The organism is Flavobacterium glycogeni (assembly GCF_048286775.1).
Taxonomy (GTDB): domain Bacteria; phylum Bacteroidota; class Bacteroidia; order Flavobacteriales; family Flavobacteriaceae; genus Flavobacterium.
Genome location: NZ_JBLVPV010000007.1, coordinates 145,095 through 170,726, shown reverse-complemented (window position 1 = coordinate 170,726; position 25,632 = coordinate 145,095). Strand labels below are relative to the sequence as shown.

The 25,632-nt window shown below is 34.5% G+C and carries 23 protein-coding genes and 1 riboswitch; of the genes, 6 read left to right on the top strand and 17 right to left on the bottom strand.

The features are described from left to right. Window positions 1–36 precede the first annotated feature (36 nt). From ACNQGX_RS08145 to ACNQGX_RS08090, 12 genes are all read right to left on the bottom strand, one after another. Complete coding sequence (locus ACNQGX_RS08145) at window positions 37–1,281, bottom strand: sulfate adenylyltransferase subunit 1 (RefSeq protein ID WP_417975413.1); 1,245 nt, start codon at window positions 1,279–1,281, stop codon at window positions 37–39. Between the two features lie 147 nt (window positions 1,282–1,428). Next, window positions 1,429–2,328, bottom strand: a complete 900-nt coding sequence (gene cysD, locus ACNQGX_RS08140) for a sulfate adenylyltransferase subunit CysD (RefSeq protein WP_417975412.1) — start codon at window positions 2,326–2,328, stop codon at window positions 1,429–1,431. 86 nt (window positions 2,329–2,414) lie between these two features. Further along, window positions 2,415–3,116: a phosphoadenylyl-sulfate reductase gene (locus ACNQGX_RS08135; protein ID WP_417975411.1), complete on the bottom strand. Its 702-nt coding sequence runs from the start codon at window positions 3,114–3,116 to the stop codon at window positions 2,415–2,417. Window positions 3,117–3,180: 64 nt separating this feature from the next. Beyond that, window positions 3,181–4,083, bottom strand: coding sequence for a sulfite exporter TauE/SafE family protein (locus tag ACNQGX_RS08130; protein WP_417975410.1), 903 nt, complete (start codon window positions 4,081–4,083; stop codon window positions 3,181–3,183). A gap of 112 nt (window positions 4,084–4,195) precedes the next feature. Then, the gene (locus ACNQGX_RS08125; protein ID WP_099713589.1) at window positions 4,196–4,606 is read right to left on the bottom strand and encodes an RrF2 family transcriptional regulator; all 411 of its coding nucleotides are present in this window, start codon (window positions 4,604–4,606) and stop codon (window positions 4,196–4,198) included. 109 nt (window positions 4,607–4,715) lie between these two features. Further along, window positions 4,716–5,252: an alpha/beta hydrolase gene (locus tag ACNQGX_RS08120; protein ID WP_417975409.1), complete on the bottom strand. Its 537-nt coding sequence runs from the start codon at window positions 5,250–5,252 to the stop codon at window positions 4,716–4,718. 134 nt (window positions 5,253–5,386) lie between these two features. After that, a complete protein-coding gene (locus ACNQGX_RS08115; RefSeq protein ID WP_417975408.1) occupies window positions 5,387–6,559 on the bottom strand; it encodes a trans-sulfuration enzyme family protein in 1,173 nt (390 codons plus the stop codon). Window positions 6,560–6,613: 54 nt separating this feature from the next. Then, complete coding sequence (locus tag ACNQGX_RS08110; protein WP_417975407.1) at window positions 6,614–7,042, bottom strand: OsmC family protein; 429 nt, start codon at window positions 7,040–7,042, stop codon at window positions 6,614–6,616. 25 nt (window positions 7,043–7,067) lie between these two features. Then, window positions 7,068–7,586, bottom strand: a complete 519-nt coding sequence (locus ACNQGX_RS08105; protein WP_417975406.1) for a GNAT family N-acetyltransferase — start codon at window positions 7,584–7,586, stop codon at window positions 7,068–7,070. 68 nt (window positions 7,587–7,654) lie between these two features. After that, window positions 7,655–10,069 carry a bifunctional aspartate kinase/homoserine dehydrogenase I gene (gene thrA / locus ACNQGX_RS08100; protein WP_417975405.1) on the bottom strand — a complete coding sequence of 805 codons (2,415 nt, stop codon included), beginning with the start codon at window positions 10,067–10,069 and terminating at the stop codon, window positions 7,655–7,657. 24 nt (window positions 10,070–10,093) lie between these two features. Next, a complete protein-coding gene (locus ACNQGX_RS08095) occupies window positions 10,094–11,056 on the bottom strand; it encodes an alpha/beta fold hydrolase (RefSeq protein ID WP_417975404.1) in 963 nt (320 codons plus the stop codon). A gap of 78 nt (window positions 11,057–11,134) precedes the next feature. Next, window positions 11,135–11,272: riboswitch (SAM riboswitch) on the bottom strand. Window positions 11,273–11,502: 230 nt separating this feature from the next. Next, window positions 11,503–11,712: a hypothetical protein gene (locus ACNQGX_RS08090; protein WP_417975403.1), complete on the bottom strand. Its 210-nt coding sequence runs from the start codon at window positions 11,710–11,712 to the stop codon at window positions 11,503–11,505. Window positions 11,713–12,475: 763 nt separating this feature from the next. Here ACNQGX_RS08090 and metK point away from each other — a divergent pair. Then, on the top strand, window positions 12,476–13,726 hold the full coding sequence (metK, locus tag ACNQGX_RS08085; protein ID WP_417975402.1) for a methionine adenosyltransferase: 1,251 nt from the start codon (window positions 12,476–12,478) through the stop codon (window positions 13,724–13,726). A 136-nt stretch (window positions 13,727–13,862) separates the two neighbouring features. After that, window positions 13,863–15,635 carry a DUF4153 domain-containing protein gene (locus tag ACNQGX_RS08080; RefSeq protein ID WP_417975401.1) on the top strand — a complete coding sequence of 591 codons (1,773 nt, stop codon included), beginning with the start codon at window positions 13,863–13,865 and terminating at the stop codon, window positions 15,633–15,635. Between the two features lie 54 nt (window positions 15,636–15,689). Here ACNQGX_RS08080 and ACNQGX_RS08075 read toward each other — a convergent pair whose 3' ends face one another. Then, entirely contained in the window at window positions 15,690–18,392 is a 2,703-nt protein-coding gene (locus tag ACNQGX_RS08075; protein ID WP_417975400.1) for a carboxypeptidase-like regulatory domain-containing protein, read from the bottom strand. A gap of 58 nt (window positions 18,393–18,450) precedes the next feature. Next, on the bottom strand, window positions 18,451–19,341 hold the full coding sequence (locus tag ACNQGX_RS08070; RefSeq protein WP_417975399.1) for a GLPGLI family protein: 891 nt from the start codon (window positions 19,339–19,341) through the stop codon (window positions 18,451–18,453). A 114-nt stretch (window positions 19,342–19,455) separates the two neighbouring features. Between ACNQGX_RS08070 and ACNQGX_RS08065 the strand changes: the two genes are divergently transcribed. From ACNQGX_RS08065 to ACNQGX_RS08050, 4 genes are all read left to right on the top strand, one after another. Beyond that, window positions 19,456–20,247, top strand: a complete 792-nt coding sequence (locus ACNQGX_RS08065; RefSeq protein WP_417975398.1) for a hypothetical protein — start codon at window positions 19,456–19,458, stop codon at window positions 20,245–20,247. Continuing rightward, window positions 20,247–20,861 (top strand): deoxynucleoside kinase, encoded by a 615-nt coding sequence (locus ACNQGX_RS08060; RefSeq protein WP_131915468.1) that lies wholly within the window; start codon window positions 20,247–20,249, stop codon window positions 20,859–20,861. Before ACNQGX_RS08065 ends, ACNQGX_RS08060 begins: the two co-directional genes overlap by 1 nt. A gap of 289 nt (window positions 20,862–21,150) precedes the next feature. Further along, complete coding sequence (locus tag ACNQGX_RS08055; RefSeq protein WP_417975397.1) at window positions 21,151–21,447, top strand: type II toxin-antitoxin system HigB family toxin; 297 nt, start codon at window positions 21,151–21,153, stop codon at window positions 21,445–21,447. 3 nt (window positions 21,448–21,450) lie between these two features. Next, on the top strand, window positions 21,451–21,819 hold the full coding sequence (locus ACNQGX_RS08050) for a helix-turn-helix domain-containing protein (RefSeq protein ID WP_417975396.1): 369 nt from the start codon (window positions 21,451–21,453) through the stop codon (window positions 21,817–21,819). Window positions 21,820–21,884: 65 nt separating this feature from the next. Here the strand turns inward: ACNQGX_RS08050 and ACNQGX_RS08045 are convergent, their stop codons facing one another. The 3 genes from ACNQGX_RS08045 to ACNQGX_RS08035 all read right to left on the bottom strand — a co-directional run bounded on the left by ACNQGX_RS08045 (window position 21,885) and on the right by ACNQGX_RS08035 (window position 25,604). After that, window positions 21,885–24,251 carry a sodium-translocating pyrophosphatase gene (locus ACNQGX_RS08045; RefSeq protein ID WP_417975395.1) on the bottom strand — a complete coding sequence of 789 codons (2,367 nt, stop codon included), beginning with the start codon at window positions 24,249–24,251 and terminating at the stop codon, window positions 21,885–21,887. Between the two features lie 112 nt (window positions 24,252–24,363). Continuing rightward, entirely contained in the window at window positions 24,364–24,894 is a 531-nt protein-coding gene (locus ACNQGX_RS08040; protein WP_131909433.1) for an inorganic diphosphatase, read from the bottom strand. A 107-nt stretch (window positions 24,895–25,001) separates the two neighbouring features. Beyond that, window positions 25,002–25,604: a DNA-3-methyladenine glycosylase family protein gene (locus tag ACNQGX_RS08035; RefSeq protein WP_417975394.1), complete on the bottom strand. Its 603-nt coding sequence runs from the start codon at window positions 25,602–25,604 to the stop codon at window positions 25,002–25,004. Between the last annotated feature and the right edge of the window lie 28 nt (window positions 25,605–25,632).

The following is a 25,632-nucleotide window of genomic DNA, read 5'->3' as shown; positions in this document are numbered from 1 at the left end:
TTTAATTCCTTTAATTCTTTAGCAAAAGCTAAAAAACTATTTTATAAAACCAACTCCTGCTGTTGTGTTGGTTGCAGCATCTATTAAGATGAAAGCTCCGTTAGATTTATTATCATTATAAGCATCAAAATAAATGGCTTTGCTCAATTTAATGGTTACTTCTCCAATTTCATTAATAGCTAATTGAGTCGCTGGAGTTGTTCCAGAATAATCGGTTGCGATTACATTTTTTACACTGTCTATTTTAGCCAAAACTCTATTGGTGTTGTGTTGCACAAAATATTTTGCACCTGCCACTAATTTTTTGCTGTCCATCCAACAAACAGTTGTTGTGATATCTTTCTCAATTTTGGGAAGCTCATTAGATTTCACAATCATATCTCCTCTGGTCACATTGATGTCATTTTCTAATTCGATAGTGATTGAAGATCCCGCTGTAGCTTCATCAAACTGTTGGTCAAAAAAGTGAATATTCGTCACTTTTGATTCTGTTAAAGAAGGAAGAACCGTTACAGCATCCCCTACTTTGATATTGTTACCATATAATTTTCCAGCATACCCTCTAAAATCGTGATATTCTTCCGTTTTTGGTCTGATAACCGTTTGAACAGGGAAACGTGCTTTTCCGTTTTCGTATATATCATTTGGTTCTAAACCTTCCAAATGTTCCAAAACAGTTTGTCCAGTATACCAAGGCATATTCTCAGACCTGTCAGCCACATTCCCGCCATTGATTGCACTTAACGGAATGTAACTTACGTTTTGTTCTTTGTAGGCGCTTTTTGCATTTAATGCTTGAAAATCAGCTTTGATTTTGTTGTATACTTCTTCCGAATAATCAACCAAATCCATTTTGTTTACCGCAACAATCACATCTTTTACTCTCAATAAATTATTGATAAAAAAGTGACGGTACGTTTGCTCAATAACTCCTTTACGGGCATCAATCAAAATGATAGATACTTGTGAAGTTGAGGCTCCTGTAACCATGTTACGAGTATATTCTACGTGACCTGGAGTATCGGCAATGATGTAACTCTTTTTGGCTGTAGAGAAATAAATATGTGCTACGTCTATCGTAATTCCTTGTTCTCTTTCGGCAACCAAACCATCAGTAGCCAAAGAAAAATCCAGGTAATCGTATCCTTTTTGCTTGCTGCTTTTTTCTATCGCTTCAATCTTATCTGTAGTCAATGATTTTGTATCGTATAATAATCTACCGATTAAAGTACTTTTTCCGTCATCTACACTTCCTGCTGTTGCTATTTTTAAAACTTCCATATTACCGTTATATTTTCCCCTCCCCGACCCTCCCCCCAAAGGGAAGGGAGACGAGTCTGGCGTTTTATTTAATTAAAAATTCACTTTTTTATTCATCTTTTTTCTCCTATACCTCCCTTCCCTTCGGGGAGGGCTGGGGTGGGGATTCTAAAAGTAACCTTGTTGTTTTCTTTTTTCCATAGCAGCCTCAGAACGTTTGTCATCGATTCTGGCTCCTCTTTCAGAAATGGTTGAAGAACGAATCTCTCCAACAACCTCTTGAATAGTTGCTGCATAAGAATCAACAGCAGCCGTACAACTCATATCCCCTACTGTTCTAAAACGAACAATTCTTTCTTCGATTTCTTCATCTTCTTCTTGATATACAAAAGGAGAATGTGACCAAATCATACCGTCTCTTATGAATACTTTACGTTTGTGCGAAAAGTAAATAGATGGAATTTCGATTTGTTCTTGTTCAATATAACTCCAAACATCCAACTCTGTCCAGTTTGAAATTGGAAAAACACGTACGTTTTGACCATTTTCAATTTTTCCGTTCAAAAGATCAAACAATTCTGGACGTTGATTTTTTTCATCCCATTGACCAAAATCATCACGAACAGAGAAAATACGTTCTTTCGCTCTGGCTTTTTCTTCGTCTCTACGCGCACCGCCAATACAAGCATCAAATTTGAATTCTTCAATAGCATCCAAAAGTGTTGTGGTTTGCAAACTGTTTCTGCTTGAATATTTACCAGACTCTTCCACAACTTTTCCTTCATCAATAGCATCCTGAACATTACGAACGATTAATTCTAATCCTAATTCAGCAACTAATTTATCTCTAAAGGCAATCGTTTCCGGGAAATTGTGCCCCGTATCCACGTGTAGTAATGGAAAAGGGATTTTCGCAGGGAAAAATGCTTTTTGTGCTAAACGCACCAACGTGATTGAATCTTTCCCACCAGAGAAAAGCAAAACGGGTTTGTCAAATTGAGAAATCACTTCTCTGAATATGTAAATTGCTTCGCTTTCTAAAGCATTTGTTTTTAATAGTGTGCTCATGTTATTTATATTTTCCCCTCCCCAACCCTCCCCGAAGGGGAGGGAGACTGGACGGAGTTTCGTTCGTTTATTTTTTTATTTCTAACTTATTTTTGGTGTAAACCACATTCTTTATGACTGGATTCCCACCACCATCTTCCTGCTCTGATGTCTTCTCCTTCTACAATGGCTCTCGTACAAGGCGCACAACCAATACTTACAAAACCTTTTTTGTGCAAAGCATTTTGTGGCACATTATTATCATCAATATATTTTTGAACGTCTGCTAAACTCCATTTCAACAATGGATTGAATTTTATGATATTGAAATGAGCATCGTATTCAAAGGCTACCAAATCATTTCTGTTTTCTGATTGTTCAGCACGTAAACCGGTTATCCAAATTTCATTTCCTTTCAAAGCTTTAGTCAACGGTGCTACTTTACGAATAAAACAACATTCTTTTCTGTTCTCCACCGATTCGTAGAAGCTGTTTGGTCCTTTTTTATTCAACAAATTTTCTACATCGCTAGCTTCAGGAAAATAAGTTTGAATGGCTACTTTATATTTTTTGACTGTTTTATGAAAAACATCATATGTTTCTTGAAATAATCTTCCAGTATCCAATGTAAAAATGGTAATCGGCAAATCATTTTTAGCAATTAAAGCTGTAATTACCTGATCTTCCTGTCCAAAAGAAGTCGAAAAAACTACTTTACCTTTGTATTCATTAGCCAAAAAAGCCAAAGTCTCTTCAATGGAGAACCCTGCTGTTTTTTCTAATAAAGTATTTGCTATTGTTGCACTCATAATTTGATTGTTATAACCCTATCAGGGTTCAATCCCGATAGCCATCGGGACTAAAAGGGTTCTTTTATATTAATTTAGACAGTGTTTTTAAACTCAAAACAATAATTAAAATACCTACCAAAATCATCATAGGCTTTCTCTTTATTTTATTGACTAAAATAGCGGCAATTGGAGCGGCAATCACACCACCTAAAATCAACCCTATAATCACTTGCCATCCTTGAATTCCTCCAAAAAGCATAAATGTTACACCGCTGGCAAAAGCTACTGCAAACTCGGCTGCATTTACAGAACCGATAGTATATCTAGGATTTCTACCGCGTCCTAATAAGGTAGAAGTAACAATTGGTCCCCAGCCACCACCACCAACAGCATCCATAAAACCTCCGAAAGAAGCTAGAATATTCAATCGTTTGGTTTTCTTTTTAATGATGTTTTTTTGCATTGCTTTTCTGATAATTATAACTGCCAGCGCAATCATATACACCGCAATAAAAGGCTTTATCGCATCCCCGTCAATCACATCCGACAATAAATAAGCACCTGCAATAGAACCCAAAACACCCGGAATTAACAAATGTCTCACTAGTTTTTTATTGATATTCCCAAATCGATGATGAGAAATGGCAGAAGCTCCGGTAGTAAACATTTCAGCAACGTGAACACCTGTACTGCTGATTGCTGGCGGAATTCCATACGCCAATAAAAAAGAAGTAGAGGTTGCTCCATAACCCATTCCTAAAGTTCCATCCACTAATTGCGCAAATATCCCGATACAGAAAAAGATTAAAAATTCCTGATTGAAGCCAGCCAAAAAGCCATTCCAGGAAAACTCTGCATAATGATTGTACACTAATGTCGAAAACAACCCTACCAACAAAACAACAGGAATTACAACCCATAAACGTTCCGCGAAAGTAGTTCCCGATTTTACATTGATATTAATCTCTTTCAATTCTTTGCCCATGCTTTTAAAATTCAACTATCTATTAAAATCCATTACCCCATCGGAATGGTAGATTATTATGCAAAAATAGAACTTTTAACTTAACTACAAAATTTATTTTGTAATTTATTATCTAAAATGCAATATCAGCCAGTGTATTGTTTTCCAATATCATAAGCGTATTGTCACGAACTTCTGTCATAAGCTTACGAACTGCACAAGTGGCCTCATCCGTACAGTCGTCACATGGCTCATAAAAATTGTGGCTGGCACAAGGAAGTAATGCAATTGGCCCTTCGAGAATTCGATAGACATGGGCCATATTTATTTCCTTAGGATCCTTAATCAAATAATACCCTCCGCCCTTTCCTTTTTTGGCTCCCAAAAAACCAGAATGGCGTAACAGTAGTAAAATACTTTCCAAAAACTTAATCGAAATATGTTCACTCTTCGCTATTTCAGCAATTTGTATCGGCGTTTGATCTTTCTGGCGTGCCAAAAAAGTCAAAGCCTTTATTCCGTATTTTGTTTTTTTTGAAAGCATTTAAAAGATTTTTGATTGAAGAATTATGATTAACGATTTTAGATTTATCAAAAAATTGATTAAATCGTTTTTTAATTATCTCTACGAAACTACAAACTTTATCCCTTTATCAGCAAATTGTATGAAAATATTTTAAAATTTCACCACAAATAGATGCAATAAAATCCTTTTCTGTATAAAAACTGTGATCCCTATTTTTTAAAATTTCAAATTCTACAGACCATTTTTTTAACAAATCGTCATTTGGTTTATTGCTGTCAGTTCCTCCATAATAGAGTTTTATTACTCCATTGGGAATTTCATTTTCATATCGCAATCTTGTTGATGAAACGGCGAATAATTTTCTAACATTCAATCCTTTCAACGCTGCTTTCCATGCAATTGTTCCGCCAATACTAAAAGCTAAAACATCTATTTGATACTTTTCAATTTTCAAAAGATTCTCAACTGCCTTTTCAATTCCTCCATTAACAAACTGACTGTGGCCATTTTTTTCGTTATAATTAGTTTTGTCAATATTTCCTAATTCACAACAATCGTAAAACTCAATATCAAACTTATCATTCAATAATTCAACATACCCTGAAATCCAGTCCGAATTTTCTTTACCCCACAAATCCGATAAAATGATTAATCTTGGTTTCATTTCTAAACAAATAACAACAGTTAATAGAGATTAACGATTTTTGAAGGTACAACAAATCTGAAATACTTCGTCAGTTCGCATTCGATTGGATCAAAAATCGTTAATCTACTCCCGAAGCTTCGGGACTAAAATCCTTAGGAAAGCGCTTGCTCTAAATCAGCAATTACATCTTTCACTGTTTCCAATCCTACTGAAACACGTACTAAACCATCAGTAATACTGACTGCCAAACGTTCTTCAACAGATAATTTGCTATGTGTTGTTGATGCCGGATGTGTAACAATTGTTCTGGTATCTCCCAAATTTGGTGATAAAGAGCATAGTTTTAATTTATCCAAAAAGTTTCTTCCGGCTTCAAGACCGCCTTTTATTTCAAAAGCTACAATGTTTCCACCCAACTTCATTTGCTTTTGAGCAATTTCGTATTGCGGATGCGATTTCAAAAAAGGATACTTCACTTTATTAACCTGAGGATGGCTTTCCAGAAACTCCGCTACTTTCAAGGCATTTTCACAATGTCTGTCTAAACGAATCGCTAAAGTTTCTAAACTTTTTGATAACACCCAAGCGTTAAATGGCGATAAAGAAGGCCCTGTAAGTCGAGAAAATAAATAGATTTTTTGTATCAATTCAGCATCACCAACTGTTATTCCTCCCAAAACTCTGCCTTGACCGTCCATTAACTTTGTAGCGGAATGTACCACTAAATGCGCACCCCATTTTATCGGTTGTTGCAGATAAGGTGTTGCAAAACAGTTGTCAATTACCAAAATCAAATTATGTTTTTTGGCAATAGCTCCTAACAGTTCTAAATCGATAATATCAACAGCAGGATTGGTAGGTGATTCCGCAAAAAGAATCTTTGTATTTGGTGTGATGAAACTTTCAATTGTTTCCGGCTTATTAATATCAAAATAGGAGGTTTCAATATTCCATTTTGGAAAATAATTGATAAATAAAGAATGTGTCGCTCCAAAAACACTACTAGAAGAAACAATATGATCTCCAGATTTCAATAAAGCTGTCAAGGTTGAATACACTGCTGCCATTCCTGAAGCGAAGGCAAAACCAGCTGCCGCACCTTCCATTTTGCACACTTTATCAACAAATTCGTTCGTGTTTGGGTTGCTGTATCTGCTATAAATATTTCTATCTTTCTCCTCGGCAAAGGAAGCGCGCATGTCTTCGGCATCTTCAAACACAAAACTTGACGTTAAGTACAAAGGCACTGAATGCTCTAAATATTGCGTTCTTTCTAATTGGGTACGGATGGCTTCGGTTTCAAAACCAAATTCTTGTTCGTTCATTTTTTAAAGTTAGAAGTTAGAAATTAGAAGTTAGAAGTTGTTGAAATTGATTACTTACGCCAATTCAACTCCGTTCAAAACTACCTTGTAATGTATGGTTGCTGTTGGTTCCAATGTTTTAGAAACCGAACAGTATTTTTCGAAAGAAAGTTGTGCCGCTCTGGCAGCTTTTTCTTCATTGATAGGCCCTTCTAAAAAGAACACTACTGTAATATCCTTGAATGGTTTCGCTTCTCCTACTTGTATGCGTTCCCCTTCTACCTCAGCTTTGAAAGAAGTGATTTCCTGACGTTGTTTTTTCAAAATCGAAATCATATCAATCGCGCTGCAACCCGCAACACCCATTAATACCAATTCCATTGGACTTGCGCCCTTATCATCTCCGCCAAATTCTGGTCGGCTATCTACATTTACTAAGTGACCACGTTCATTTTTTAATTCAAAATGGAAGTTGTCGTTTACTCTTTCTAATGTTATTTTCATTGAGTTTATTTGTTTTATATCGTTCCTATTCTTGCTCAACCCCAAGTACAAAAACATCCATTCCTAAATAATTTGTTTCATACAAAATGGTCATGTCATTTTTCTTTGCTACGTTTATAGAGGCTGTATTCTCTTTTGCAATGATGGAAACAAACCGATTTGAAATGCCGTTTTCAAGTCCGAATTTCTTTAAATGTGTTGCAATTTCAGTGGCATAACCTTTACCCCAAAACTCTTGTTTTAATGAATAGGCTATTTCCATTTCATTTTTACCATCAACTTCTCGAGGTATTATCCCGCTCATTCCTATGAGATTCCCTGTTTGCTTTTCGACAACAGCAAGATGTCCTAATCCATGTGATTCGTAACGTTCTAATTGTCTCGAAATCCATTCTGTTGCTAGAACTTCTGGCTCTTTTAACATATCAATTCCCACAAACTTGAGCATCTCATTATTTATAAAAAATTTACTCCAAATTTCCACATCAGACATGGTCACTTTTCTAAATAAAACTCTTTCTGTTTCTTGATTGAAATATTTCATTACTTTTTACTTTTAAATCATGCTTCATAAAACATTGCTTTTTTAATACTTCTAAAAATCTTAAATCATTACCCTTTATCCGACAATCTCAAAATATCTCCAAAAACACCTCTCGCCGTTACTGCTGATCCTGCGCCTGCGCCTTGAATAACAATTGGTCTGTCGCCATACGATTCTGTGTAAATTTCGAAGAAAGAATCAGAACCTTTCAATCCACCTAAAGCCGTATCTGATGGTACAGAAACTAGTTTTACTTCCAGATTTCCTTTATCATTTTGCAAATCGCCTGACAATTCACCTATATATCGCAACACGTGATTTGGTTTTTGTTCCGCTTTTATTTTAGCATAGATTGGATCAAACTCCGTCAGTTTATTTAGAAAATCAGAAACATCACCTTCCCGTAAATGTTCTGGGATTAAATTTTGAATATCAACTTCTTCAAACTCATTTTGCAAGTCTAATTCTCTTGCCAAAATCAATAATTTTCGACCAACATCATTCCCACACAAATCTTCTCTTGGATCTGGCTCGGTATATCCATTATCAATTGCTTCCTTCAATATTTCGCTGAACGAAGCGTCTTTTGCAGAAAAATTATTGAACAAATAACTCAATGTTCCAGAGAAAACGCCTTTAATCTTCGTGATATTTTCTCCTGAAAGGTGCAATAATTTAATCGTATCAATCAACGGTAATCCAGCTCCAACATTGGTTTCATAAAGATAACTCTTTTGATTATCCGCCAATACTTTTCGCAGTTTTTTATAAAAACTATAACTCAACGTATTGGCAACTTTATTAGAAGAAATCAAATCGAAACTGCTTTCTGCCAGAGGAATATAATTTTCAACAAATGTCGCACTTGCCGTATTATCAATCGCAATCAAATTCTCCAAATGATGCTCATTTGCGTAAGCAATTACATCATCGATAGTATAAGAAAAGCCATTGTTTTGAATTTCATTTTTCCAATTTGGAGTAACGCCGTTTTTATTTAAAAGTACATTACTTGAATTCGCAATAGCAAAAACATTCAGTTTGATATCTTTTCTTTTCTCGATAGTTGCGGCTGATTCCAATATTTGGTTAATCAACGTTCCGCCCACTAATCCATGTCCGAAAATAGCGATGTTGATTTTCTTTGAAACTCCAAAAATCTCTCCGTGAATCACGTTTAAGGCTTTGTTCAGTTGCGATTTTTTCACAACCAAACTCACGTTTTTGCCCGTAACCGTATTATTGAAAAGAATCGGGACAATTTTATTTTTTATCAACGCCGTATAAGGCTTGTGAAACGTACTCAAATCCTGGCCAATGATAGAAATTACCGAAACATTATCCGTTACCGTGATTTTATTCACATCTTTTGAATAGAAATCATTTTCGAATTCTTTCTCTAATTCAATCATTGCTTTAGTCGCTTTATCAGCAGCAACTACCAAACCAATCCCTCTTTCTGAAGAGCCTTGAGAAATGATGCTTACGCTAATATCGTTGTCTCCCATCACTCTAAAAATACGGGCATCAACTCCAGTTTTCCCCAGCAATCCTCTTCCTTCCAGATTCACTAACGAAACATTTTCAAGTACCGAAAGTGTTTTAATTCCTTCTTTGTTAGAATTGGATGTGATTAATGTTCCTTTATTTTCGTGGTTGAATGTGTTCAAAATACGAAGTGGAATGTTTTTTTCCAACAAAGGAATAATGGTTTTTGCATGAAGAATTGTCGCACCAAAATTAGCCAACTCATTCGCCTCATTAAAAGTCAAATGGTCAATTTTTTTAGCATCAAGCACTAAATCCGGATTCGCCGTATAAATTCCGTCTACGTGTGTATAATTCTGTAATTCGTCCGCATTTAAGTAATTCGCAATCAAAGAAGCGGTGTAATTACTGCCATTTCTTCCTAAAGTGGTGGTGTCATTATTGTTATTAGAACCAATAAAACCAGTAACAATGTTCACGGTTGTTCCGTTATTTTGTTTGAAATAATTGATTACATTTTTCTTCGAAATTTGTTCCAAAGGTTGTGCATCACCAAATTTAGAATCCGTTTTTATCAACTCTCGAGTATCTGCAAAACGGGCATTTATTCCATTTCCAATCAGAATAGCTGTCAGTAATTTTGCAGAAAGCAATTCTCCTTTTGATAAAATTTGGTCTTTAATTTTATTGCTGTAATCGCCAATTAAACTTACGCCTTCGAATAATTTTTCCAAAACATTGAATTCCTCAGACAAATCTACCTCTTGATAATCGTCTTGTTGGTATTTTTTGAAATCCTCAAATAAAGGTTTGTAATCTCCATTTTTAGAAGCAATACTTAAAATTTCTTCCAACTCATCTGTAGCATTTCCTCTTGCTGAAACCACAATTGCAATTTCTTCTCCTTGATTTACTTTATCTGTAATAATCGCAACTACCTTATTTATTCCGTCGCCATTCGATAAAGATTTACCTCCAAATTTTAATATTTTCATTTTGTGTGTTGTGTTGTGTTGCCTCTAAAAAATAGCTGCAAGCAAATTGTCTAATTGTTTGTATTCTATCAAAAAAGCATCGTGTCCGTGAATGGAAACAATTTCCTGATAGGTGACATTATTTTTATATTTTTTTAATTCCTCGTAAGTTGCTTTATTTTCATTTGCAGTAAAAAACAAATCTGAATTGATACCTATAATATGAATATCAGCTTCGATTTTTGACGTTATTTCTTCAAATGAATCACTGTTTCTGGTAATATCTATCGTCTTCAACAATTGATTCATCATTTTGTAAGACGAAATTTGAAAGCGTTTTTGAAGCTTTTCACCATGATGCCACAACCAGCTTTCTACATTGAAAATAGCTAATTCCTCATTGGTGGTTCTCTGAAATTTTGCAGCAAAAGATTCTGGAGTCCGGTAACAAAGCATGGCATGAATTCGAGCATCTTCAATAGGTTTTGACGAGTTTTTCAGAATTTGTTCCTGTAAAAAGCAATTGGCAATTAACCAATCCGTCGATTTCCAATCGGTTGCAATAGGAATTAAATGTTGCGTGATTTTTGGTTCTAAAGCCACCAGTTCCCAAGCAATTCCTCCGCCAACAGAGCCACCAATAATAGCATAAAGTCGCTCTATTTTAAGGAAATGAATGCCTTCGATAAAAATTTTGGCAATGTCTCTGGTATTAAAATCCGAATAATTTTCAATGATAGCATCATCAAAACCATTTCCCGGAACATTAAAAGCCAGTATTGTATATTTATTGGTATCGATGGTTTTGTGCGCTCCAATTAAATCATTCCACCAACCTTTATCTCCCACAACTTGGGAATTTCCAGTCAAGGCATGATTTACCAAAACGATTGGAGCTGTATGTAAAACTGGTCCAAAAACTTGAAAACTTAAGTTTAAGGTAGCATAAAAAGCCCCACTTTCGGTGGTGAAATTTTGTAATGTAATAGATGTTGGTTTATTTTCCAATTTCAAATCTTTTATGATTTTTGATTTGTGTCTGGAAATATTAGAAAGAAAGCTAGAAGTGAACTAGAAGAATTCTTTGTGTTATCTTTCCTTTAGATTCTGAAATATCCCGAGGCTTCGGGACAGAATAAAGGTAGAATGCAGCACCTTCTTCGATAAATCGAAGGGTTGCTAAGGCTTCATCGGGTCTAATCCCTCTGCCTTTCTTTATAACATTTCAATACGTTTTTGAACTTAAAGGCACAAATTAACTACTATTTTTTTAAACAACCAAATTTTTATCAAATTGGTTCTAATTGATTTATTGCAAATTGACTTGAAAAATCGCACGCATAATCATTATCCCGACGAAAGAGAAAACACAAGACTATGGTTTTATCTTTCGTCGAAATCATAATTTGAGATTTACTATCGAAGATTCAAAAGCTAAAATAACGATCCCCTTTTTAAATAAAAAGTTCTTCATTTTCTTTTGAATACATTTGAAATAGTAATGAACTCGGCACTATTTTTTGTGCCAAAGGGTCATTTTTTGATATTTCAAATCTTGGATGTGTCAATTCGTTTTTTGAATCGCTTTCCTTTTCTGCTTTGGTTCTGAAACTAAAGCCTTTTAGTAGCCGCAATGTCTTTGGGAAATACTTTAATGTGCTCATACTATTTGAATTTACGATGTTAGTTTTGTTTTAAATTGTTTTTGAATTCTGAAATCTTCTTATACTTGCAAACTAATTTTAATGAAAAAACCCCTTTTAGATACGTATCCAAAAGGGGTTTTAAGTTGTGTTATAAACTTATACTTTTGGAATCAACAGACACGAATGCACATAATGGCATTGGCACAAATCATATTTTTGACTTTAAAATTATTTGTATTCTGGATTTTCAGGTTATTCATTCTGTAATTAATATTGTTTTGTTTTAAGCTAAATAGATTTCAAAAAAAAAGCCTCCCATTTTCTTGGGAGGCTTTTGCTATATAAATTTTAATTTAAATTTAAGCAATAGACAACCCACAGGACTTTTCCTGAATGGCTTTTGACATATTACACACATTAAATTTCATCTTTCTTTTTTTGTTGTAACAAATATGCTAACTATTTCTGAATTTTCCAAATAAGTTTCAAAAAAAAATACAAAGAAAAACGAACCCAACATTCTCTTTTATATTTATATAAGCAGATGAAAAGATTTATCAACAAAAAAAAGTTAAGATTAATTTGCAATTCAAAATGGTTTCATACATTTGCACCCGAATACAAGAGGAAAAATTTGAACTGATTGCAACCTCTTCATAATGAAATCAATTCATTATGAATACTGAAAATTTTTCAGTAGAAAAAATGCTAAAGCAGAAACTCTTCTTTAGTCCTTTTCAGCAATTATTTTTTCTCGCTTAATTTTAAAATAATAATTATTATGGCCTATTTATTTACGTCAGAATCTGTAAGCGAAGGACATCCAGACAAAATTGCAGATCAAATTTCGGATGCATTAATTGATAATTTTTTGGCATTTGATGCTGACTCAAAAGTAGCTTGCGAAACTTTAGTAACTACTGGTCAGGTAATTTTGGCTGGTGAAGTAAAATCAAATACATATTTAGACGTGCAACAAATCGCTCGTGATGTAATCAGAAAAATTGGTTACACAAAAAGCGAGTACATGTTTGAAGCCAATTCTTGTGGAATTCTTTCTGCTATTCACGAACAATCTGCTGATATTAATCAAGGAGTTGACAGAGCAAATCCAGAAGAACAAGGTGCCGGTGACCAAGGAATGATGTTTGGTTACGCTACTAATGAAACAGAAAATTACATGCCATTGGCACTTGATTTATCTCATAAATTATTGCAGGAATTAGCTGTTTTAAGACGTGAAAATAACGAAATTACGTATTTGCGTCCTGATGCTAAATCTCAAGTGACTTTAGAATATAGTGATGACAATAAGCCAACTCGTATTGATGCTATTGTAATCTCGACACAACATGATGATTTTGACGAAGAAGCAACAATGCTTGCAAAAATCAAAAAAGACATCATCGAAATATTGATTCCAAGGATTATTGCAAAAAATCCAACGCATGCTCATTTATTCAACGATGCAATCCAATACCATATTAACCCAACCGGGAAATTCGTAATTGGAGGACCTCACGGAGATACCGGATTGACAGGAAGAAAAATCATTGTGGATACCTACGGTGGAAAAGGGGCTCACGGTGGTGGTGCATTCTCTGGAAAAGATCCAAGTAAAGTAGACAGAAGTGCCGCTTATGCAACCCGTCATATCGCTAAAAACTTAGTTGCAGCGGGTGTTGCTGACGAGATTTTAGTACAGGTTTCATATGCAATTGGAGTTGCTAAACCAATGGGTATTTTTATCGATACGTACGGAACTTCAAAAGTGAATTTGACCAATGGTGAAATTGCAAAAAAAGTAGAAGCTATTTTTGATATGCGTCCTTACTTTATTGAGCAACGTTTGAAATTAAGAAACCCAATCTATAGCGAAACTGCTGCTTACGGGCACATGGGTCGTACTCCAGAAACAGTTACTAAAACTTTTTCTGCTCCAGGTGGAAACGAAAAAACAGTTACTGTTGAATTGTTTACTTGGGAAAAATTAGATTTCGTTGACCAAGTTAAAACAGCATTTGGATTGTAATTTTGGTTTTAGAACCATAGAAATTTAAATCTGATTACATATCAAACCCCGAATTCTGCTACTGCAGACTTCGGGGTTTTTGTTTGGCTATGTGCGGTATTTTTCCTTACTTAGTAAAAAATAACTTACCAAAATTATGGCTAAATTCCCTTCTTTCCAAAGCGTATTGCTAGCTTCACAAAAAACCATTTTCAGATTCCCTCTAGAAACCATACTGACGATTTTAGCGACCGCATTCGCAATTTCACTCTCAGAGGAAAGAAATGATACAATGGAGAATTTTTATACTAAAAGCATCATGTGTTGCTCGCTGTGTTTGGTTTTATTTCTTTCCGTTAGTTTATATTTCTCCGCGACTCAGAAAAACAGTTGGATTCGATTTTTAACGAGTTTACTACTTGGCGGATTAGTAACTTCTTTTATATTTAGCTTTTCGGAAAAAATAACGGAGGTAGAAGCATTACAATTTTTGGTTCTCGATATTGCATTCCATCTACTGGTTTCGTTTGCTGGTTTTTTACCAAAAGCCTATGACCAAGAGGAATTTTGGGAATTCAACAAACAAATTTTCCTGCGTATTTTAACCGCTGGTTTGTATAGCGTTGTGCTGTATTCCGGATTATCCTTGGCTATTTTAGCGGTACATCATTTATTCAATATAGATTTTTACGATAAAATATATCTTCACTTATTTTTCATCATCGCAGGAATATTTAATACCCTTTTCTTTTTATCCGGCGTTCCTGAAACCAACAATGAATCGACTCCACTTATTTTAAAGTATCCTAAAGGGCTTAAAAATTTCACTCAATATGTATTGCTTCCATTAATCAGCATTTACCTGGTGATTTTGATTTGTTATGAAACTAAAATCTTAGTCACACTTTCTCTACCCGTGGGCTGGGTTTCTAATCTCGTTTTAGTTTTTGCCATCTTTGGAATACTCTCTTTTTTACTCGTACATCCTATTGCCGAAGAAACTGGAAATCTTTGGATGCGAACCTTTAACCGTTGGTTTTTTTATTTATTAGTCCCGTTATTGGCATTGTTGTTTTGGGCTATTTTATATAGAATCCATCTCTACGGATTCACACATGAACGCTATTATGTATTGGCATTATCAATTTGGTTAACGATTGTAGTAGCCTATTTTATAATCAAAAAAGAACCTAAAATAAAGTTCATTCCTATCACAATGTGCATAACAGCTTTGCTTACCATTCTTGGGCCACAAAGTGCTGATACAATATCTAAAAACAGTCAGCTTTCCAGATTTGAGTCCTATTTGCAAAAAATAGAAAAGGAAAAACTTACTTTCGAACAAGAACAAGATTTAAGCAGTATCGTGGATTTTTTAGAAGAAAACTATGGCTCAGAAGTGCTTCTTCCATTTGCAAAAGACAAACTAACTGCCCTGATTAAAAAGGACAAAAATCCAAATTCCTCCCAAATCATGAAGGCATTAGGACTCGATTATCGCGCTCAATACGACCAAAAAATAAACAACAATAACGAGTATTTCTATAATTTTTACGAAAACGACAATCAAAAGATAGAAAACATTCAAGGTTATGACATGTCTTTTTCTATCTTGAATACTGAAGATTTAGAATGTAACGATTGTATTATCATCGACAATAAGTCTTATTCTATTATTTCTACTAAAAAAGAATACGGCGTAGACTTACAAATCAATCAGGACATTGTTCCGTTGAAGATTGTTGATTTTGTGAATCAAACCCCAGATTTTGATTATAATGAAAATTGGAAACAAAAGATTACACAAAAAATTGAAACTCCTAAATACACGATTTTAATATACTACATGAACGTAGGTGGAAAAAGAAAAGGAAATAAAAAAACGGTAGATCAGTTCCAAATCAAAGTACTATTGGGAATTAAAAACTAAAAAAAGGCCTTTGAAGAATAAACTTCAAAGGCCTTTTATCTTCTGGCAAATTTACTACAAATTATACTTTAAAGAAAAAATTACATACCGTGGCTGAACGGTATATTGAGAGGTTCTGGTTGCAAACTGAGTGAAATTATCATCATTTAATGAGGTAGTGTTCAATAAATTAGTCCCACTAACTTTATATTCTAACTTGCTGCCTTTCTTTTGATAAATCAAACTGGCACTCAAGAAATCATATTCATTATTGACTGTTTTGGTGTTGTTATAATAATGATAAAATTCATACTCCGTTACAAATGAGAAGCTTTTCAAGAAGAAATAATCCAGTCTTGCAAAAGGCTTTTCCGTGTAAAAAGTAGCATTGTTATAATCGTTGGTTACAATATTATACCCCAACTCCAGATTGGGCATGTTCTTGTAATTCGTAGACGCTTTCAAAGTATAACTTTGGATAAAACTCTCGTTTGTTGAGAACACATTATTCTGAATGTTGTTGAATTTTGACCAATTTAAATTGGCTCCCAGAGAGGCTTTGTAATTCTTCAAAAAAGAACGCCCGTAAGAACCATTTCCGGACAAAGTTTCATCGGCAAAATCAGAATTAAAAGGAGATGACGTTTGATTTACACCGTTGAATACGGCTCGGGTTTTTATCGCATCGACTCTTCTGGAATAATTGACAAAAGCGGTGATATTTTCAAAATTAAACATGTTGTATTTAAAGTAACGCAACGAATGTACTTGTGCGGTAGCGTTTTCTAAAAGTCGGTTTCCTTTTGTCAAACTGTTGTAATTTGAGAAAATAAATCCTTCGGCTAGTTGGTTAATATCGGTGAAATTATTGGTGTACGAAAAATTATAGGTTAATGTTTCCGACTTTTTAATTTGATAAATCGCTAAGAAATCCGGCAATGCTCTGAAGAAATTTTGACCATTATTGGTTCCTAATTGCTCATTTGTCATAGTATAGGAATGCAGACTTACTCCAGGAGTAAAAGTGAATTTCCCACTCAAAATCTTATAATGCAATCCCAAAAACGTATCGTTGAAGTTGTAATTCACATCATTTGTATTCGCAACATCATCTAAATTGTTGACTGTTTCGTTATCCAAAATCTGAAAAATACTGGAATTGAAATTTTGATGGGAATACGTATTTCCTAACGTAACATTGATGTTACTTTTTGGGGTAACCATGTAATAATAATCCAATTTAGCATCAATCTTATTGGTTTTTACAAAACGACTTTGGTTGATGTTATTTCTATTTTGACCAGAAATATAATCGGCTAAATTAAAAGGTTGCGACTGTAAATTAGCATTATAAAAAGGATCTTCCTCTTGATACAAATGTTGCATTTCGAAAGCAAAAATATTTTTATCGCTTTGCGTGTAATACAAACTCAGGTTTTGATTTACTGAAATTGGATCTTGTTTTTTTAATGTATTGATGTTTTCAGTTGTAGCATTATTGCTGACAATAGATTCTCTCAATAACGAATTGTTTTCATCCTGTTTGGACAATTTAGCCAGTATGTCATAATCAAATTGAAACTTCGTAGTTGGTTTATAGCTGGAACTCAATTTGAATAATCCTAAATTACTTTTTTGATTTGCGGTTTCCTGACGATTCTCTGTAGAAAGAATTTCAGAAGAATTAGGCTGTAAAATATTCGTTTGTGACTTTGTTTCTAAATCAGTTTCAGAAGAAGAAAGAATTCCAAAACCACTTAAAGTCCACGCTTTATTTACATTGTACGAAAAATTTGTAGCTCCAAATTTAGTCTCAATTTCCTTTGCTTGGTTATTTCTTAAAAGTGAAATACCCAAATCATTCGAAGACACATTAAAACTGGAACCACCTTTTTGCATCATGCCTCTAAAACCGCCCGTGAATTTAAAATAATCCTGAACCGTCAAAGGCAATTCCCCAATATTATTAAAATTCGTAATTAAGTTAATGCTGTATTTTGGATTATAATAAAACAATTTTGGGTTTATCAAATAGCGACTTTCCTCATGTGCTACTCCAATTCCTGCCGTCATATCTCCAAACCAGAAATTTTTCTTTCCTGACTTTAGTTTGATATTCATCGCAATATTATCCTGATTATTCTCCACGCCTTTTAGCGCACCAATTTCGCTATAGTTTCGCAACACTTGGATTTTATCAATGGCATCAGCAGGAATATTTTTTACTCCTAGCTTAGTATCACCATCAAAAAAGTCTTTGCCTTCCACCATTAATTTGGAAACTTTTTTTCCTTCAACTTCCACTTCACCATCAGCGTTTACCTCAACACCAGGCAGTTTTTTCAATAAGTCTTCCAGTTTTCGTTCTGTTCCGGATTTGAAAGAATCGGCATTATAAACAATGGTATCTCCTTTTATCGAAACCGGCATTTCACGAACAATTTCAACACCATCCAATTCAATTCCGCCTTCTTCAAGCACAATATTTTTAATGCTGTTTTCTGAAGTTGTGGTGATTTCCAGCTCTTTATTCTGCATTCCCAAATAACTGATTTTTAAGCTATACGCAGTATTTGGTTTTAGATTAAGAACAAACTTCCCTTTGTCATTTGTTATGGCGTAAGAATCCATCGCTTTTGTGGCTTTATTAACCGCCATAACATTGGCCATTTCAAGCCCAACAGTTTTTGAATCGGTAATTAACCCTTCTAATTTAACGGATTGTGCAAAGGAAATTGAGGCAATAAAAAACAGGGCAACTAGTATTGTATTTTTCATTTAGGAATAATTGATAAATCTTTAATTATTAATTTTAAAGGTTAATTATAATATATCTTTACCCTCCTATTCTCATGTGCATTCCGCCATTACCTCCACGCCCATGGTTCATTTCTCTGAACTCTTCCATTTTTTTCAATACAATTTCGTCAAATTCTTTTTGAGTCGTTACTTTTCCTTTAGTTGCCGCTTTTATTTCGGTTTTAACTTTAGGATTCAGAACCACTTTCGAACATAAAGTAACCGTTTTACCGTCATTTACTTCCAATATTAAACCCGGCAATCCCCAGTAGTTTTCCGGTCCTTGATTCACTGGAATTTCCGGAGTATACCAAGCTGTAATTATAGTTTCTTTAGGCATATCCAACTCATCCATAAGATTTGTTTTCTTAGCTGCATCCGCTGGTTTTGTTGTTGCGGCATCTTCTTTTTTTGGTCTGAAATTTCTAAAATCTGTTTTGCTTGCAGGGCGCACGGCAGTTGCTTTGAAACAATTATAACCACCAATAACTCGGGTTTCACTTTCCATTTTCCATTGCAAATTAGGCAACGAATCTTTTACAAGAAACTCTTTCCCCATGAACTCTTTATCAACGGTATACGATTTGTCTTTTACATTTTTATAATACGTTCCGCCGCCGCCGGTCATAGACATCATCATTCTCATTCCGCCACCACCTTGGCCTGGAGTATCCAGCTTTTCTTCTTCTTTGTATATTGATGCCGATTTATCAAAATTAAGGATGAATGTTTTTTCGAACATTTTCTTCATTCTTTCCTCAATCATTTTTTGCATATCCGGAGTCATGTCCTTATTGCCTTCCATTCGCGTTTTAAAATCGGAGGTGCTCGTTTTCGATTCGTAAACTGCCATTCCTTGAAATTCCTGAGCGTGAAGTCCCATAAATGATGCGACTGTTACTACTAATGTGAAAATTACTTTATACATACTTTTGGATTTTAATAAATGAGACTGAAAAATACTGTTTTTGTTACTAGTATTCTGTTAAAATAATAATAAGACATTCCTAATTACAAAAGGTTTAATTGTAATTTCGCTTTCATGAAGAAATTAGTGCTATTACTGTTTATCGCCTCGTTCTCAGTTATATCAAGTCAGAACCAAAAACTAACTTCCCTTAAAATTGATTCCATTCGTTTTGATGGAGATGCGTTTTTAGGATACGATTCATTTGGTTTTTATTACACTATTAAAAACAATGTTTTTTCTAAAATTAATACGCGAGATACTTTAGAATATAAAAATATTTCTTTGGGTAAAATCACCAAAGTTGACTTGCAAAACCCACTTAAAATCGTCTTATTTTACGAAAATTTCAACACTGTTATTGTATTGGACAATCAATTGAATGAAACCCAAAAAATCAATTTTTCAGAGCGTGAAATTCCTATTGTAGCAATTGCAATTGGGATCGCTTCTCAAAATCAGTTTTGGATTTACAACAGCATGAATCAGCAACTGGGACTTTATGATTATTTAAACAAGGAGTACAAGACCATTTCCGTTCCTTTCACAGAAAGCATCAAGAATTATTCTTCAGATTTCAATGTCTTTCATTGGGTTGACAATAAAAACAACTGGTACGTATGTGACATTTTTGGAAAAATAATAAGTAAGGGAATAATTCCTGATTTTGATTCGATTGCAATTATTAATGAGAGTCAGTTTATTTATTCCAAGGACTCTGTTTTGATTTTGCAGGATTTAGAAAAAGGTAAAAAAACTGAAATTGAAATTTCAGAAAAAACGTTTAAAAAATTCTATTACAAGGACCAAATTTTATCTATTTTTACATCAGCAGGAATTACAAATTATAAAATCACAATACCGTAATGCACATAGCAATAGCAGGAAATATAGGTTCCGGAAAAACAACTTTAACACGTCTATTAGCGAAACATTTCAAATGGGAACCGCATTTTGAAGACGTAGTTGACAATCCATACTTGGATGATTTTTATCATCAAATGGAACGTTGGTCTTTTAATTTACAAATATATTTCTTGAATAGTCGTTTCCGTCAGGTGATACAAATTCGTGAAAGTGGTAAAAAAATCGTACAAGACCGAACTATTTATGAAGATGCTCATATTTTCGCGCCTAACCTTTACGCGATGGGTTTGATGACCAATCGTGATTTCCAGAATTATTCCTCTCTTTTTGAATTAATGGAATCTACGGTTAAAGCACCTGATTTATTGATTTATTTAAGAAGTTCTATCCCTAATTTAGTCGGACAAATACACAAACGTGGTCGTGAATACGAAAACTCAATATCTATTGATTATTTGAGTCGTTTGAACGAACGCTATGAAGGTTGGATTCAAACCTACGACAAAGGAAAACTAATGATTATTGATGTCGACAATATCAACTTTGTTGACAACCCTGAAGATTTAGGAACTATTTTTAACCGTATCGACGCAGAATTGAACGGGTTATTCTAGAAAATTATTCCATTTTACAAACAAAAATGCCTCACAATTGCGAGGCATTTTTTGTTATAAAGATTTCCAAAAATCTACATCTGCTTTATCAAAGAAATTGCTTTCTCCAAATTATAAGCACCACCAATAGCATTTTTATCAAAAACCATCATTTCTATAATTAAAATTTGTCGCAGCACAACAAATGAAGTGAAATACCTTTTCACAACTCAATAAGTATAAATTAAAACATATAATTATTTTTCCCAAATAGGGAATTTTTAATTATCTTTGGTGTTCAAAATAACGTATGAGAATAATCGCTAAAAGAACGTTACAAAATTTCTGGGAGCAATATCCAAACTCAAAACAGCAATTATTGTCTTGGTATCAGGTGTTTGATAAAAAGGCATTTGAGAATTCGAATGCCATAAAATCTATTTTTGGTTCAGCTGATTTTATTGGAAATAATAAAGTCGTATTTAATATTTGTGGGAACCATTATCGATTAATCGTAAAAATTAATTATGTAACCCAAATTGTGTATATTTTATTTATTGGAACTCATCCAGAATATGACAATTTGAAAGACATTAAAAACTTATAAAAAATGGAAATAAACCCTATAAAAACAGAAAAAGATTACGATTTAGCTTTAGAAAGAATAAACATTCTTTTTGATGCTAAACCAAATACAAAAGAAGCTGATGAATTAGATATCCTAGTCACTCTTGTAGAAAAATATGAACAAACACATTATCCTATTCCTGAGCCAGACCCAATTGAAGCGATTAAGTTCATGATGGAACAAAACGGACTTACAGATGCTGATTTAGGAGTCATTTTAAATAGTCGTTCTAGAGTAACTGAAATTTTTAAACGCAAAAGAGCTTTAACTATTAAACAAATTAGAGTTTTAACAGAAACACTACATATTCCAGCTTCAACTTTAATCAAAGAATATGCATTAGAACAATAATTTTATAATCTCAATTAAAAATGCCTCGCAATTGCGAGGCATTTTTATTTAGCAACAAATATATTTTACTTCAAAGAATCAATCTTACTTTGAACCTCTTTGTCAGTTCCTTCAAAATTTTGAATAGTAACTTTCCCGTTAATACTTGTTTTAACGGTAGCTTTTACTTTTCCATCAACATTCGTTTTTTCGATAGAAATTTCTTTAGAAACCATTTCAGTTGCTGCTCGAAAAGGTGCTTTATCCGAAATAGTATGACTTCCATTTCCTAAAATTGGGGCAATTACAAGACCTATCAAACAGGTCAATTTTATTAAAATATTCATCGATGGTCCAGAAGTATCTTTGAACGGATCACCAACTGTATCTCCAGTGACCGCCGCTTTATGAGCATCAGAACCTTTATACGTCATTTCACCATTAATCAGAACTCCTGCTTCAAAAGATTTCTTAGCATTGTCCCAAGCACCTCCTGCATTGTTTTGAAAAACAGCCCAAAGCACACCAGAAACAGTAACTCCAGCCATATAACCTCCTAGCATTTCTGCAATTAATTGGTTGTTATCTGAATAAACCAACTTCCCTAATAAAACAATGGCAATTGGAAAACCGATAGTCAAAATTCCCGGCAACATCATTTCGCGCAAAGCAGCTTTGGTAGAAATGTCAACACATTTAGCATATTCCGGTTTTCCGGTTCCTTCCATAATCCCAGGAATTTCCCTGAACTGACGACGTACTTCATACACCATATCCATTGCAGCTTTTCCGACAGAATTCATGGCCAAAGCAGAGAAAACTACCGGTATCATTCCGCCCACAAATAACATTGCTAAAACAGGCGCTTTGAAAATATTGATTCCGTCAATTCCTGTAAACGTTACATATGCCGCAAATAAAGCCAGTGAAGTTAATGCCGCCGAAGCAATCGCAAATCCTTTTCCAGTTGCAGCGGTTGTATTTCCTACAGAATCCAAAATATCAGTTCTGGTGCGTACTTCTTTTGGTAATTCGCTCATTTCAGCAATTCCACCAGCGTTATCAGATATGGGTCCGAAAGCATCGATTGCTAATTGCATTGCCGTTGTTGCCATCATCGCTGAAGCAGCCAAAGCCACACCATAAAATCCCGCTAAAGCATAAGAACCCCAGATTGCTGCTGCAAATAAAAGTACGGTTGGAAACGTAGAAATCATTCCTGTAGCCAATCCAGCGATTACGTTTGTCCCGGCTCCAGTTGCTGATTTTTGTACAATAGCCATAACGGGTTTTGTACCCAATCCCGTATAATATTCAGTTACTGACGAAATGATTCCACCTACTGCTAGACCTACAATTGTAGCACAGAAAACACGCATGGATGAAATTTCTTTAGTCCCTTCTCCAAAGAAATCCATTTTCATCGTTTCTGGTAGCATATAATCAACTAAAAAATAACATGCAATTAGGGTTAATCCTATTGAAAGCCAGTTACCCATATTTAAAGCTCTTTGCACTTGCGCTTCTTTTGCATTATCATCAGTAATTTTCACAACCATAGTTCCGATAATTGAAAATAAAATTCCAAAACCGGCGATTGCCATCGGTAATAATATTGGTCCAATTCCACCAAAAGCATCTTGAATATTTCCGCCCATGTCTTTGATTACATAATTACCCAGGACCATAGCCGCTAAAACAGTCGCTACATAAGAACCAAATAAATCGGCACCCATTCCGGCAACATCTCCCACGTTATCACCTACGTTATCTGCAATTGTAGCCGGATTACGAGGATCATCTTCTGGGATTCCAGCTTCTACTTTTCCTACTAAATCAGCTCCAACATCGGCCGCTTTTGTATAAATTCCACCACCAACTCTGGCAAACAAAGCGATAGATTCTGCTCCAAGAGAGAAACCGGCTAATGTTTCCAATACAATGGTCATGTCTTCAGTAGAAGTCCAAACTCCATTCATAAAAAAGTGGAAGAAAAAAATAAAGAAAGTGGTCAACCCTAAAACTGCTAAACCCGCAACTCCTAATCCCATTACAGTTCCACCACCAAAAGAAACTTTTAGTGCTTGTGGCAAACTGGTACGTGCAGCCTGCGTGGTTCTAACATTTGTTTTTGTTGCGATTTTCATTCCCATATTCCCTGCTAAAGCCGAGAAAAAAGCTCCGAAAACAAAAGCAACAACTATTAATATATGTGTGGTAGGAACGATAAATGAAATTCCGGCTAAAACAGCACTTGCTCCTATTACAAAGAAAGTTAACAACCTATATTCTGCTTTTAGGAAAGCCAAAGCCCCTTCGTAGATGTAATCTGAAATCTCTTTCATTTTGCCGTCTCCGGCATCTTGTTTTAAAACCCATTTTCTCTTGGCAAACATAAATGCCAGTCCAATAAATGCCATGGCAATAGGCAAATAAATCATAATTGTATTCATAATTTTGGTTTGGTTTTTTGGTTAAAATTAATACTGTAACAAAACGAATTTAAACAAAAAAGCAACACTCTTAACAGAATGTTGCTTTTTTTATAAAAATTATAGTGGTTATTTATTTAATACTAAATAATCCCTCTGGTTTGTTCTCAATTTGATTAAAACGCTCTGTACACTCTTTAATAATGGCATACGCTTCATTTACATCTCCCCAACCACCTACATCAACTTTCTTGTTTTCAAGATCTTTGTACACTTGAAAGAAATGTTCAATTTCTTTTAGTAAGTGTGGATTCATATCTGATAAATCATTTAATGAATTCCAGATTGGATCTGAAACGGGTACACAGATTACTTTTTCATCCGGTCCTTTATCATCTGCCATGTGGAAAACACCGATTGGTTTTACTTCCATTACACATCCAGGAAAAGTTGGTTCGTTTACCAAAACCAAAACATCTAATGGATCTCCGTCTAATGCTAATGTTTCCGGGATAAATCCGTAATCAGCCGGATACATCATCGAAGAGAATAACATTCTGTCAAAACGCATTCTTTTTATTTCGAAATCATATTCGTATTTATTTCTACTTCCTCTTGGTATTTCGATTAAGACATCGAAAGTTGTTAATTTGTCTGCAGTCATTTTAGTTTTTTCTTATCTATAATTATGGCTGCAAAAATAAGGAAACTATACGGTTGCACAATAAAAAATTGATGTTATCTCTTGATTAAATTTTAACCGTGAGCACTTTAGTAAACCACTGTTCTATTTCGTTTGTTTAAATAATGATGCCATAAAAGATAGGTTGCAAAAGAACGATACGGACTCCATTTTATAGTATGAATTTCCATGGCGCCTTTATCGTGAATATCCAGCAATTCCTTTATGGTATTCACTACCGCAATATCTCCTAAAGGCAATAAATCTGGGACTTCAAGGCAAAACATCAAATAGATATCAATCGTCCAATTTCCTATTCCTTTGATCTTGATGAGTTCTTCCCGTACTTGCTGAGCCGTTTTGGTTGGCAAACTTTCTAAATCAAGATCTTTATTTAATAAGGCTGTCGCCAAAGCTTTGATATAAGACGTTTTTTGACGGCTTACGCCAAGATTCCTAAATTCGGCATCGGATACCTGAAGAAGAATTTCAGGTGCTACCGTTTTTTGACTGGCTTTTATTTTTAAAAAAGTGGCTTTAGCCGAATCTATAGACACTTGTTGTTCTAAAATCAACAATACCAAAGTCTCAAAACCTTGAGGCCTTTTGGGAATGGTTGGCATGCCGTATTGTTCAATAATTGACTTGAAAATGGTGTCTTTTTCTAAAAGATAGTCAATGGCTTCTTGCATAGTCTGATGTTTTTTTAGCCCAGATGGA